Annotated in this window: 10 protein-coding genes; 6 read left to right on the forward strand and 4 right to left on the reverse strand. The window is 74.3% G+C overall.

The genetic code is table 11. The annotated features are described in order from the left end of the window. Positions 1-53 precede the first annotated feature (53 nt). From lipB to G8E01_RS08495, 6 genes are all read left to right on the forward strand, one after another. The gene (gene lipB, locus G8E01_RS08470; RefSeq protein ID WP_166319818.1) at positions 54-695 is read left to right on the forward strand and encodes a lipoyl(octanoyl) transferase LipB; all 642 of its coding nucleotides are present in this window, start codon (positions 54-56) and stop codon (positions 693-695) included. After that, on the forward strand, positions 692-1,681 hold the full coding sequence (lipA, locus tag G8E01_RS08475; RefSeq protein ID WP_166318466.1) for a lipoyl synthase: 990 nt from the start codon (positions 692-694) through the stop codon (positions 1,679-1,681). Before lipB ends, lipA begins: the two co-directional genes overlap by 4 nt. A gap of 74 nt (positions 1,682-1,755) precedes the next feature. Next, positions 1,756-3,387: an ABC transporter substrate-binding protein gene (locus G8E01_RS08480; protein WP_166318469.1), complete on the forward strand. Its 1,632-nt coding sequence runs from the start codon at positions 1,756-1,758 to the stop codon at positions 3,385-3,387. Next, entirely contained in the window at positions 3,384-4,379 is a 996-nt protein-coding gene (locus G8E01_RS08485) for an ABC transporter permease (protein ID WP_166318472.1), read from the forward strand. The genes G8E01_RS08480 and G8E01_RS08485 overlap by 4 nt, the downstream gene beginning before the upstream one ends. Then, a complete protein-coding gene (locus tag G8E01_RS08490) occupies positions 4,376-5,182 on the forward strand; it encodes an ABC transporter permease subunit (RefSeq protein ID WP_166318475.1) in 807 nt (268 codons plus the stop codon). The genes G8E01_RS08485 and G8E01_RS08490 overlap by 4 nt, the downstream gene beginning before the upstream one ends. Then, a complete protein-coding gene (locus tag G8E01_RS08495) occupies positions 5,179-6,666 on the forward strand; it encodes an ATP-binding cassette domain-containing protein (protein ID WP_166318478.1) in 1,488 nt (495 codons plus the stop codon). Before G8E01_RS08490 ends, G8E01_RS08495 begins: the two co-directional genes overlap by 4 nt. 6 nt (positions 6,667-6,672) lie before the next feature. Here the strand turns inward: G8E01_RS08495 and G8E01_RS08500 are convergent, their stop codons facing one another. Genes G8E01_RS08500 through smc form a run of 4 tightly spaced genes read right to left on the reverse strand, consistent with a single transcriptional unit; the run spans position 6,673 to position 12,740 of the window. Next, positions 6,673-7,173, reverse strand: coding sequence for a DUF2004 domain-containing protein (locus G8E01_RS08500; protein ID WP_205827255.1), 501 nt, complete (start codon positions 7,171-7,173; stop codon positions 6,673-6,675). A gap of 47 nt (positions 7,174-7,220) precedes the next feature. Next, positions 7,221-8,090, reverse strand: coding sequence for a signal recognition particle-docking protein FtsY (gene ftsY / locus G8E01_RS08505; RefSeq protein WP_166318484.1), 870 nt, complete (start codon positions 8,088-8,090; stop codon positions 7,221-7,223). A 10-nt stretch (positions 8,091-8,100) separates the two neighbouring features. Next, positions 8,101-9,237, reverse strand: a complete 1,137-nt coding sequence (locus G8E01_RS08510; RefSeq protein ID WP_166318487.1) for a methyltransferase — start codon at positions 9,235-9,237, stop codon at positions 8,101-8,103. After that, positions 9,234-12,740, reverse strand: coding sequence for a chromosome segregation protein SMC (gene smc, locus G8E01_RS08515; protein ID WP_166318490.1), 3,507 nt, complete (start codon positions 12,738-12,740; stop codon positions 9,234-9,236). The genes G8E01_RS08510 and smc overlap by 4 nt, the downstream gene beginning before the upstream one ends. Positions 12,741-13,156 lie beyond the last annotated feature (416 nt).

A 13,156-nucleotide genomic window follows, 5' to 3' on the forward strand; every position in this document is an offset into this window, starting at 1 on the left:
GCGGGGCCCGCGTGCCCTATTGTTGGATGCCGTCCAACAATTGAGGGAGGCGCATCGTGGAGATCATCGAGGCGGGGTTCGCCCCGCGGGCAGTCGACTACCGGGACGGGTGGGATCTCCAGCGTCGGATCCACGCCGACGTCGTGTCGGGGATCCGGGACGACACGCTCGTTCTGCTGGAGCACGAGGCGGTCTTCACCGCCGGATCGCGCACGGAGCCGGCCGATCGCCCGCGGGAGACCGCCACGCCCGTCGTCGAGGTCGACCGCGGCGGTCGGATTACCTGGCACGGACCGGGTCAGCTCGTCGGGTATCCCATCGTGCGCGTCGGCGGTCCCCGCGAGGTCGTCAGTCACGTCCGCCGGCTCGAGCGCGCCCTCCTCGCACTCGTCGGCGACCTCGGCATCGCGGGACGACGGATCCCGGGCCGTACAGGGGTCTGGGTCGACGGAGCCGACCGGCCCGCCAAGATCGCCGCGATCGGCGTCCGCGTCGAGCGCGGCGTCACGCTCCACGGGTTCGCGCTCAACTGCACGAACGCCCTCGCGCCGTTCGCCGAGATCGTGCCGTGCGGGATCGCGGACGCCGGGGTCACGACGATCGCGCGGGAGACGGGCCGAGAGCTGTGGCCCGAGCGCCTCGCGTCGGCCGCCGCGGACGCCGTCGCGGCCGAGCTCGCGGGGGTGGGCGCATGAGCGCCGCGCCCGAGGGCCGGCGCCTCCTCCGGCTCGAGGTGCGCAACGCGCAGACGCCGATCGAGAAGAAGCCGCCGTGGATCAAGACCCGTGTGCGCCAGGGGCCCGAGTATCGGGGGCTCCAGGAGCTGGTGAAGGGCGAGGACCTGCACACTGTCTGCCAGGAGGCGGGATGCCCCAACATCTTCGAGTGTTGGGAGGACAAGGAGGCGACCTTCCTCATCGGCGGATCGCAGTGCACCCGGCGGTGCGACTTCTGCCAGATCGACACCGGCCGGCCCGCCGCCTACGACACCGACGAGCCGCGCCGCGTCGCCGAGTCCGTGTCCCGCATGGGCCTGCGATACGCGACCGTCACCTCCGTGGCCCGCGACGACCTGGCCGACACGGGCGCGTGGCTGAACGCCGAGACCGTGCGCCAGATCCACGAGCGCAACCCCACCACGGGCGTCGAGCTGCTCGCCAACGACCACGGCGGGAACCCCGACCACCTCGGCGAGATCTTCGCGGCGCGCCCCGAGGTCTTCGCCCACAACGTCGAGACCGTGCCCCGCGTGTTCCGGCGGATCCGGCCCGCGTTCGCGTACGAGCGCTCGCTGGGCGTGGTCCGTCAGGGACACGAGGCGGGGCTCATCACGAAGTCGAACCTGATCCTCGGGATGGGCGAGCGGGACGACGAGATCGAGCCCGCGATGCGCGACCTCCGCGACGCCGGCTGCGACATCCTCACGCTCACCCAGTACCTCCGGCCGTCGCCACGCCACCTGCCGGTGGACCGCTGGATCCACCCGGAGCAGTTCGTCGAGCTCCGCGAGACGGCGGAGCGCCTCGGCTTCCTCGGCGTCCTCGCCGGCCCCCTGGTGCGATCGTCCTATCGGGCCGGGCGCCTCTGGGCGCGCTCGATGCGCCGGAAGGGGCGGGAGATCCCACCCCACCTCGCGCACATCGCGGACGACGCGTCGGCCGACTTCGCGCAGGCGGTCTGAGAGCGCGCCCGGCGGGGATAGGATCGGACGCGGTTCATTTCTTGGACCGCGTCCGACATCGCCAGAGAGTTTCCATGCGCCCTCCCCTCCGCCCCCTGTCCGCGGCCCTCGTGGCCCTGGCCGCGCTCGCCGTCAGCGCCTGCGCCGCGGATCCGTCCTCCGACGCCCCGGAGGCGATCGACGGGGGGACGCTCGTCTACGCGACCGGCGACGCGGAGCCGACGTGCCTCGATCCGCATGTCGGCGGCAACTACCCCCAGGGGCTGCTGTCCACCCAGTTCCTCGAGCCGCTGTTCGGCCGCGACGCCGACGGCGCGATCGTCCCGTGGCTCGCGGAGTCGGGCGAGCCGTCGGACGACGGCCTCACCTGGGACATCACCCTGCGCGACGACATCTCGTTCACCGACGGGACGCCCTTCGACGCCGACGCGGTCGCCGCGAACATCGCGCACCTGCAGGATCCGGACACCGGGTCGTCCACGGGATACCTCGCGGTGGAGCAGGTCGAGCGCGTGGAGGTCGTCGACGCCACACACGTCCGCCTGCACCTGTCGACGCCGAAGTCGGCCATGCTCGAGGTCCTCAGCCAGCAGTGGGCGGCCATGGAGTCTCCGGCCGGGATCGCGCGCGGGATGGAGGCGAACTGCCAGGCGCCCATCGGCACCGGCCCCTTCGTCGTGGAGAGCTGGACCCCGCAGCAGTCGGTCACGCTCGCGCGCAACGACGACTACGTCGCGACTAATCCCGAGGCGGATCACGAGGGCGCGGCGCACCTCGACGGGATCGAATGGCGGTTCGTGCCCGACGCCGCCACGCGCCAGGCCGCTCTCGCCTCCGGCGAGGTGCACGTCATCGACAACCCCCTGCCGACCGACATCGCCGCGGCCGAGGCCCAGGGCTTCGGACACATCGACCAGCCGCGCCCCGCGGCGTCGAACCGCATCGAGCTGAACGCCTCGCAGGCGCCGTTCGACGACGACCGGGTACGCGAGGCGTTCCTGCTCGTCGCGGACCCCTCCCCCGGCATTGAGACCCTCTTCGCGGGGACGACCTCGCGCTCGTACGCCGTGCTCTCGAGCGCGGAGCCGCTCGCGCTGTCGGATCCGGACGCCTTCCCGACGGACCCGGAACGGGCCGCCGAGCTCCTCGACGAGGCGGGCTGGGTGCGCGCCGACGAGGGCGGCATCCGCACCCGGGACGGCGAGCGCCTGGTCGTGCGTTTCCCCGTCTCGACGAACCAGTCCACCCCCGCCGAGCAGTCGCTGTTCGAGCAGATCCAGGCGAACGCGCGCGCCGTCGGATTCGACGTCGAGCTCGATCCGGTGGACCTGTCCGCGTGGTACGGCGCGCTCGCCGAGAACGCCTACGACGCCGTGTCGGCGCCGTACACGACCGTCGGGCCCGACGTGCTCCGGATCCTGTATCACTCCGACGGGATCACGCCGACCCCGTCCGGGTACTTCGCGAACCACGCCCAGCTGTCCAACCCCGACCTCGACGCGCTGCTCGACGAGGCGATGGCGACGACGGCCCCCGACGAGCGCGCCGAGCTGTACACGGCGGCGCAGCGCATCATCCTCGACAGCCACACCGTGCTCCCGCTGTACGACCAGCAGAACCACTTCCTCACGCGCGGCGTCGAGGGCGTCGGCACGATCCACACGATCTCGACGCCCACGTTCGTCAACGCGCGCCTGACCGAATGACCGCGCCGCGTCGGATCGCCGGCGTCGTGGCGGGGCGCGTCGGATCCGCCCTGCTCGTCGTGTGGGTCGTCGCCACCGTCGTGTTCTTCGCTCTGCGCGCGACGGGCGATCCGCTCGAGGCGATCCTCGGCGGGCCGGGATCGCAGGCGGGCCCGGACGCCGTGCGGGCGGCGACCGAACGCTACGGCCTCGACGAGCCGCTCTGGACGCAGTACCTGATGCAGCTGCGCGACGTCGCCACCCTGAACCTCGGCGACTCGTACGCGCGCCGCGTCCCCGTGGCCGACCTCATTCTCGAGAACCTCGGGCCCACGCTCGTGCTCGCCGCGCTCTCGTTCACCCTCGCATGGATCCTCACCCTCGCCGGATCCTTCGTCCGGGCGTTCTCCCGCGGACCCGCCGGGCGCGCCGCCCAGGCGGCGCTCAGCGGGCTCGAGGTGATCGCCGCCGTCACGCCGCAGTTCTGGCTCGGCGCGGTCCTCATCATGGTCTTCGCCACCTCGCTCGGGTGGCTTCCGGCGACGAGCGCGGGCGGTGGCGCCGCCGCGCTCGTCCTCCCGGTCGTGACGCTGGCCGTCCCGATCGCGGGGTTCCTCGCGCAGGTCACGAGCGACGCCCTCGCGGACGCCGACGCGGCGCCGTTCGCGACGAGCGCGCGCGCCCGCGGCGCGGGCGAGGCGCGCGTTCTGCTCGCCCACACGCTGCGGCACGCCGCGCTGCCCGGCCTCGCCCTGTCGGGCTGGGCGCTCGGCAGCCTCCTGTCGGGCGCGGTCGTCGTCGAGGTGCTCTTCGCCCGGCCCGGCCTCGGACGCCTCCTGCAGGAGGCGGCGCTACAGCGCGACGTGCCGGTCGTGATCGGGACGGTGATCGTCGTGGCGCTCGTGTACGTCGTCGTCGTGACCGTGACGGACCTCGCCGAGGCCTGGCTGGATCCGCGCCTCGGCGGCCGCCACGCCCCGACGCCCGAGGTCGCGGCGGGGGTCGGCCAGTGACGCGCGCGCGTCCCCCGGCGGCGGGGATCATCGCGGCCCTCGTCACGGCGGTCGTGGCCGTCGCCGCGGTCTGGCCGGGCCTCGTGGCGCCCGGGGATCCGCTCGCGATCGCCCCGACCCAGGGCTTCGGGCCACCCGACGCGTCGCACCCGTTCGGCACCGACGAGTCTGGGCGCGACGTGTTCACGCGCGTCGTGCACGGCGCCCGCGCGTCCGTCGGGATCGGCCTGGCCGCGACGGCGCTCGGCGTCGGCCTCGGCGCCGCGATCGGCTTCGCCTCCGGGCTCGGCCCCGGGGCGATCGACCGCGCGCTCACCCGCGTCGTCGAGGTCCTCTACGCGCTCCCCACCCTCGTGATCGCCCTCCTCTTCGTCGCCGTGCTCGGCGCCGGTACCGGCAGCTCCGTCCTCGCGATCGGCCTGGCCACCGCGCCCGGATACGCCCGCATCGTCCGGGCCCGCGTGCGCGTGGTGGCGCAGAGCGAGTACGTCGCGTACGCGCGGCACGAAGGACTCTCCGCGCCGCGGAGGTTCGGGCGCCACGTGCTCCCCAATACGCTGGGCCCCCTCGTGGCCATGATCACGCTGGGCGTCGGCCAGGCGATCGTCTGGGTCGCGGCGCTCAGCTTCCTTGGGCTCGGCCAGGCACCTCCGAGCCCCGAGTGGGGCGCGATGCTGAACGCGGGACGCCCCTACATCGGCACCGCCTGGTGGATGACGCTCTTCCCCGGGCTCGCGATCGTGTGCGCCGCGACCGCCCTGACCGTCCTCGGGCGCGCCCTCACGACGGGGGGCCGCGCGTGAGCGCGCTCGCCAGCGTGCGCGGCCTCAGCGTGCGGCTCGCCGGGGCCGGGAGCGTGCTCGACGGGGTCGACCTCGACGTCGCCGCCGGGGAGATCGTCGCGCTCGTGGGCGCGTCGGGCGCGGGAAAGTCGGTGCTCGCGCGCACCCTGCTGGGGCTCACGCAGTCCGAGCCCGGCGCGCGGGTGGACGCCGAGCGCCTCCAGATCGACGGATCCGACCTCCGCCGCGCGAACGCCCGCCACTGGCGGCGGATCCGCGGATCGCGCGTCGCGCTCGTCCTGCAGGACGCGCTCCAGTCGCTCGACCCGCTCCGCACGATCGGAGCGGAGGTCGGCGAAACGCTTGCCGCCGCGGGCGTCCCGCGGCGGGCGCGCGGGCCCCGCGTCGAGCGGGCCCTCTCCGACGCGGGGCTCGCGGACCCGCGGGCGATCGCCCGGCGCCGCTCCGGCGAGCTCTCGGGAGGGATGCGCCAGCGCGCGTTGATCGCGTCCGCCGTCGTCGGCGGCGCGCGCCTCATCATCGCGGACGAGCCGACGACGGCGCTCGATGCCACGACGGCCGCGCGGGTCCTCGAGCTCCTCGACGCCCAGCGGGCCGCCGGCGCCGGGATCCTCCTCATCACGCACGACATGCGCCAGGCCGAGCGCTTCGCCGACCGCGTCGCCGTCATCGACGACGGGCGCATCGTCGAGGCCGGCCCGACGGCGACCGTGCTCGGCGCGCCGCGGCGCCCCGCGACGGCCGCGCTCGTCGCGGCCGTGCCGCGCGGGCCGAAGCCTGCGCCCCGCGGCGCGGCGCGGCCGCGCGGCGGGATCGTCCTGTCCGGCAGCGCCCTCCGCCGGCGCTACGGGCCGGTCGCGGCGCTCGACGGGGTCGACCTCGACCTCCACTCGGGCGAGGTCGTCGGCCTCGTCGGGGAATCCGGCTCGGGCAAGTCGACCCTCGCGCGCGTGCTGATCGGCGCCGAGCGCCCCGACGGGGGGCGCGTGCGGCGGATCGCTGAGCCCTTGCGGCTCGTGCCGCAGGATCCGCTGGGCTCGTTCGACCCGCGCCTCCGCGTGGGACGGATCCTCTCCTCCGCGCGGCGGGAGGGGGCGGAGACGCCGGAACGGCTGCTCGCGCGCGTGGGGCTCCCCGCCGCCGTCCTCGCCCGGCGACCCGCCCAGCTGTCCGGCGGCCAGCGCCAGCGCGTCGCGATCGCCCGGGCTCTCGCGGCGCGCCCCCGCGTGCTCGTCTGCGACGAGCCGGTGTCCGCGCTCGATGTCACGACGCAGGCCGGCATCCTCGACCTGCTCGTCGACCTCGCGCGCGCGGAGGGCGTCGGGATCGTCTTCATCTCGCACGACCTGGCCGTCGTACGGCGCGTCGCCGACCGCGTCGCGGTCCTGCAAAGCGGCCGCGTCGTCGAGGAGGGCGACGTCGAGGAGGTCTACGCGCACCCGCGCGACGCGTTCACGCGTGCGCTGATCGCGGCCTCCGTGTAGCGGCGCTCAGTCGGCGCTCGTGACCGACTGCACCGTGCCGTCGCTCGCGAAGTTCACGAGGAGAACGTCGTCCGTCTCGTCGGGATCCAGCGCGTACTCGAGCACCGCGAACGGGTCGGATCCCCCGTGCTCGTCGGCGAGGATCGTCATGCTCATGAGCTCAAGCGAGCGGATGATGTCGACGGGGGCGTCGCCCGACACGTCGACGAGGATGTCCTCGATCTCGTCACCGTAGCGGTCGGTCATCATGAGGATGAACTCCGTGACGTCGCTCGCCCGGTTGTCGACCTCCGCGAGCATCGCGTCGCGCGCGCGGCGATCGATCTCGTCGAGCGCCGTGACGAGCGAGGCCGCCGCGTCGAGCGCGTCGAGCGTGACGTCGTCCTGGTCGGGCGCCGTCAGGTCGACCGTCACGCGCATGTCCCCGAGGTCGACGTTCTCCGACCAGAAAATCGCCCCGTCAGGGCCCGACTCGAGCAGCCCGAAGTAGTCGTGTTCGATCGCCATGCCCCTACTCAACCACGAGAGGGGGCGCTCGTGGGCGGGGGCCGCCGCTAACCGACGAGTTGCGCGGCGAATGCGTGGGGCGCGAAGCCGGTGAGGTCCCCGATGCCCTCGCCCTCGCCCAGCAGCTTCACGGGAATGCCCGTGCGCTCCTGCACCGCCAGGACGAATCCGCCCTTCGCGGATCCGTCGAGCTTGCTGATGACGAGGCCCGTCACGCCGGCGTGCTCGAGGAACGCCTCGGCCTGCAGGACGCCGTTTTGTCCCGTCGTCGCGTCGAGGACGAGCAGCACCTCGCTGATGGGGGCCTGCTTCTCGATGACGCGGCGCACCTTCGTCAGCTCGTCCATCAGGCCGGCCTTCGTGTGCAGGCGGCCGGCCGTGTCGACGAGCACGATCTCCGTGCCGGTGCGCTGGGCGTACTCGATCGTCTGGAACGCGACCGAGGCCGGATCCTGCCCCTCCCGCTCGGGACGCACGATCGCGGCGCCGCCCCGCTCGGCCCACGTCGCCAGCTGCTCCACGGCGGCCGCGCGAAAGGTGTCGGCAGCGCCCACGACGATGGACCGGCCGTACCGGCCGAGGAAGTGCGCGAACTTGCCGATCGTCGTCGTCTTGCCCACGCCGTTGATCCCGACGACGAGCACGACGGCCGGGCGCTCGGTGAGCTTCAGGGTCGTGTCGAACCTCTCGAAGCGCTCCTCGAGGCTCTCGACGAGCATCCGCTTGAGGTCCTTCGGGTCGGTCGTCCCGTAGCGGTCCACCTTGTCGCGGAGATCCTCGACGATCCGCTCCGTGATATCGGGGCCGAAGTCCGCCGTGATGAGCGCCGCCTCGAGGTCGTCCCAGGTGTTCTCGTCGATCGTCTCTTTCACGAACATGCCGCGCAGGGCGCGACCGAGGGACCACTTCTCCGCCATGGGTTCCAGCCTAGCCGCCCCGCCGGGTGGACGCGGTCACGGTAAACGTCGCATCGCGCGCGACCTCGCGCGTCGGGCCGACGATGCGCTCGAGCTGCGGGCGGTACCGCATGTGCGAGTTCCACACGGCCCACAGCTCCCCGCCGGGGGCGAGGATCCGGGCGGCGTCGCGGAAGAGCTCGGGCGCGATCGCGTCGGTGACCGCGGCCCCCGAGTGGAACGGCGGGTTCAGCAGCACGAGCCCGAAGGCGGCGTCGGCCTGGGCGCCCGCGCCGACGTCGCGCACGACCTCGACGCGATCATCCAGCGCGTTAGCGCGCACGGTCGCCCGCGCGGACTCCACGGCCGCCCATGATCGGTCTGACGCGACGACGCGCGCTTCGGGCCTGGCGGTCGCGTAGGCCGACGCGAGGATCCCGGTCCCGCACCCCAGGTCCATTGCGGATTCCGCATGCGGCATCTCCGCGAGGTGGCCCAGGAGAAACCGCGTGCCGATGTCGACGGCGGCGCCCGCGAAGGCGGCGCCGTGCGCGCGGATGTCCAGCCCCAGCTCGTCGTCGCGGGCGGCGCGCGGCCACCCGGCGCCCATCCCGGGCTGCGGCGTGCGGGCCCGCAGCACGCGGGATTTCCCGACCGCGCGATCGGCGGTCACCGTGCGAAAGTGTCGCCCGAGCACGGAGTTCATTCGCGGCGTCATGTGCTTCGTCCGCCCCACGGCGATGAGCTCGACCTCCGGGTCCGCGGCGCCCGCCACGACGCGCGCGATCTCGTCGAGGGCGTCGAGCCCGCGCGGCAGCTGCAGGAGCACGCGGCGCGCGCCCGCGGCGAGGCCGGGTTCGAGGCCGTGCCAGGTCAGGCCGTCCAGCGCGATGCCCGCGCGGCGCGCGTTCTCGGCGAGCGCGCGCTCGCCCGTGAGCGGATCCTGATGCGCCCGGATCCGCGCGCCGGGGTTCGCGGCGAGGAGGCTCAACGCGATCGCCCCGTACCGATCGCCGATCACGACGGCATCCGAGGCGGCGCCCGCCGCCTCGAGGAGCACCCGATCGCTCCGATCGGCCGCGACGAGGTCGTGCGCGGGCGCGTCTGGCCACCGATCGAGCCGGGGCGCGAGGGCGTCGAAGGCCTCCGCCGGCGAAGGACCCCTCACGCGCCCTGCCGCTCCACGATGCGCTGCCCGACGACGGCGGACACACCGTCCTGCCGCATGGAGACCCCGTACAGCGCGTCCGCGATCTCCATCGTCCGCTTCTGATGGGTGATCACGAGGAGCTGGCTGTTCTCCCGCAGCTTCTCGAAGACCCCGAGCAACCGCCCGAGGTTCGCGTCGTCGAGGGCGGCCTCGACCTCGTCCAGGATGTAGAACGGGCTGGGGCGGGCCTTGAAAATCGCCGTCAGCAGCGCCACGGCGGCGAGGGAGCGCTCGCCGCCCGACAGCAGCGAGAGGCGCTCGATCTTCTTGCCCGCCGGGCGCACCGCGACGTCGATGCCCGTCGTGAGCAGGTCGTCCGGGTTCGTCAGGGTGAGCGCGCCCTGCCCGCCCGGGAACAGGATCGGGAACATCTCGTCGAACGCGGCGCGAGTGTCCTCGAACGCCGAGGCGAAGATCGTCTGCATGCGCTCGTCGAGATCGGCGATGATCGTGCGCAGGTCGGCGCGCGTCTGCACGAGATCGTCGAGCTGCTCGGTGAGGAACCGGTGGCGCTGCTCGAGGGCGGAGAACTCCTCGAGCGCGAGCGGGTTGACGCGGCCGAGCTGCGCGAGCCGCCGCTCCGCGGCGCGGAGGCGCTTCTCCTGCCCCGTGCGGTCGTACGGGGCGTCGTCAGCCGGCTCCCCCTCGCCCTCGTCGTCCGCGGGGTCGGCCGGAACCGGCTGGTCGGGCCCGTATTCCGCGACGAGGATGTCCTCCCCCATCCCGAGCTCGGACTGCGCGCGCTCGATGAGATTCGCGAGGTGCAGCTTCTTCTCGTGGATCTGCATCTCGAGCCCGTGGACGCTCGCGGTGAGCGCCGCGAGCCGCTCGCGGATCCGCGCGTCGCGCTCGCGGAGCTCGCGGAGCTCCCCCGAGACGGCGCGGCGCGCCTGCTCCGCCTCGTGCAGCGCCTGCCGCGCCTCGGCGACGGATCGATCGACCGAGTCGAGCACGGCGGGCAGCTCGTCGGCCACCCCCTGGGCAATCTCGCGCTGGCGGCGGCGCAGCACCGCCCGGCGGGCGGCCTCGTCGGCCGCGGCCTGCTCCCGCTCGCGCTGGCGGACGAGGCCGTCGGCGTGCGCGCGCGCCGCCCGGACGCGCTCCCGCGTCGTCTCGACCTCCAGGCGGGCCGTCATCTCGGCCTCGCGCGCAAGCTCGAGCGCCGCGGCGAGCCCCTCGCGCGCCGAAGCGTCGAGGATCGGACGGGGCTCCTCCCGCGCGCGCCGCAGCTCGTCCTCGGCGCGGTCGAACGCGCGATCCGCCTCGCCCACCTGGGCCTGGGCGCTCGCGAGCGCCTCCGTCAGCCGCTCGCACTCCGCGGCGGCGGACTCGTACCGGACGGTGACGCGGTTGACCTCCTCGGCCCGGCGGGCGAGGTCGGCGTCGTGGGCGCGGAGGCCCGCGAGCGCGTCCTTCTGCGCGGCCCGGGCCGCGCGCAGCCGCTCGGCCTGCTCGCCCCGGCGCGCGTCCAGCCGCTCGACGTCCGCCTCCACGGCGGCGAGCCGCGTCGCGGCGCCGTCGCGCTCCGCCTGGAGCGCGAGGCGGGACCGGCCGCCGCCCGACCCGGCGCGAACGGTGAAGGCCGTGACGACCTCGCCCGCGAGCGTCACGATCGCGCGGGGCGCGGGCGCCGAGGCGGCGAGAGCGCGCGCGGCGGCAAGATCGTCCGCGATCGCGACCCCGTCGAGCAGCGCGAGGATCCCGTCCGGGGCCACCACCACCTCGCCGGCCGCCCGTGCGCCCGCGGGCAGCGCAGCCGGCGCGGACGGCCCGGCCGCCGCGATGGCGACGTCGACGACGCCGGCGTCGCCGACGTCCGCCGCGACCGCGTAGGCGGCGTCGGCGTCCTCGGCGAGCACGCCCTCCGCGAGCGGCCCGAGCGCCGATTCGATCGCCCGCTCGTACCCCGGCTCGACCTGCATCGCCTCACTGACGAGGCCCCGGATCCCCGCGGATCCGCGGGCGACGATGTCCGCCGCGACGTTCTCGAGGTCCAGCGCGGCGCCCAGCGCGCGCTCGGTCGCGCGCAGGCCGTCCGCCTCGCGCTCGGCCGCACGGTGGGCGGCGCGCACATCCTCGAGCGCGCGCTCGGCCGCCTGCGCCGCGGCCTGCGCCTCGTCGTAAGCCGCCTGCAACTGGGCCGCCTGCTCCTCCACGGCCGCGGCGGGCTCGGTCGCGTCCACCGCCTCGCGCGCCTCGGCGCGCCGCTCCTCGGCGGCCTCGAGGGCCTCGCGCTGACGCGCGACGGCCGCGCGCACCGCCTCCCGCGTCTGCTGGGCCGCGGCGCTCCGCCCGGAGAGGGTGTTCAGGCGCATGTCGTACTCGGAGACCAGCGCGCTCTGCGCCGCGATGTCGGCGTCGAGCGCGTCCAGGTCCCCGCGCGCCTCGAGCAGGGTGCGCGCGGCCACCTGCACCTGGTCCTCCGCGTCCCCGACGGCGTCGGACAGGCGTTCGACCTCCTCCGCGGCGGCGTCGATCACCTGCTGCGACACGGTCACCGCCGCGGCGGGCGCGTCGTCGGCGGCCAGGAGCGTCAGCCGCTGCCCGGCGAGCGTGAACAGCCCGCGCAGGCGCTCCTGCGCCTGTTCCAGGCCGAAGAGCGTCTTCTGTGCCGCGTCGACCGCCTGGGCGGTGTGGGCGCGCTCGAGCTCGGAGATCCGGGCCCTGGCCCCCGAAGCCTGCTCCTCGAGCGCGAGGCGCTCGGTGTGTCGCTCGCGCTCCCCGCGCGCGTGCTCGGCCAGCGCCTCGCGCAGCTGCACGAGGTCGTCCGCGTACAGGCGAGCCTTGGCGTCGCGCACGATCGCGGCGATGGACTGGGCCTGGCGCGCGATCTCGGCCTGGCGACCGAGCGGCTTCAGCTGGCGCCGCAGCTCGCCGGCGAGATCACTGAGCCGAGCGAGGTTCTGCTCCATCGCCTCGAGCTTGCGGAGCGTCTTCTCCTTGCGGCGGCGGTGCTTCAGGATCCCCGCGGCCTCCTCGACGAAGCCGCGCCGTTCCTCGGGCGTCGCCCGCAGCACCGTGTCGAGCCGCCCCTGGCCGACGATCACGTGCATCTCCCGGCCGAGTCCCGAATCGCTCAGCAGCTCCTGCACGTCGAGGAGGCGGCAGGATTCGCCGTTGATGGCGTACTCGCTCTGGCCGCTCCGGAACAGCGTGCGCCGGATCGACACCTCGCTGTAGTCGATCGGGAGCGCGCCGTCGGCATTGTCGATCGTCAGCTGCACCTCCGCGCGGCCCAGCGGCCCGCGCGTGGCGGTCCCGGCGAAGATGACGTCCTCCATCTTCCCGCCGCGCAGGCTCTTGGCGCCCTGCTCGCCCATGACCCACGCGAGCGCATCCACGACATTGGACTTGCCGGATCCGTTCGGGCCGACGATCGCGGTCACGCCGGGCTCGAGCGCGAAGGTCGTCGGCTGCGCGAAGGACTTGAAGCCCTTGACGGTGAGGCTCTTCAGGTGCATCGAACGGGGCCTCCTTCGCTCTCCTCGCGCGGCCGAAAACGCTCCGACAACCCTACGCGCGGCGCCCCCGCGATCCCCGTGACGACGCGGGACACGCCGAGGAAACGCCGGGATCCTTGACGACACGCCCGGGCTATGCGTAGGTTTCCTCTGCACCCGGACATTCCCGGGGCGCCCCGCCGCAGAGGTCCGAGAGGAGGAAGCCCATGATGACCATTCGACGTCGCCCGTGGACTTCCGTCCCCGCTCTGCGCGCTCTCCGCGCGTTCGCCGCGAACGGCTCGCGCCACTAGCGAGGCTTCGCCCGCAGCCGTTCCCCGCGAGGAGACCGGCGCCTGCGCTCGGCATCCCGCCGCGCCACCTGCTCCGCGCCTGGCGCCGAGCCCCTTCCCCGTCGGGGCCGCGACGGCCCCGGC

Source organism: Microbacterium excoecariae (assembly GCF_011326725.1).
In the GTDB taxonomy this organism is placed as follows: domain Bacteria; phylum Actinomycetota; class Actinomycetes; order Actinomycetales; family Microbacteriaceae; genus Microbacterium; species Microbacterium excoecariae.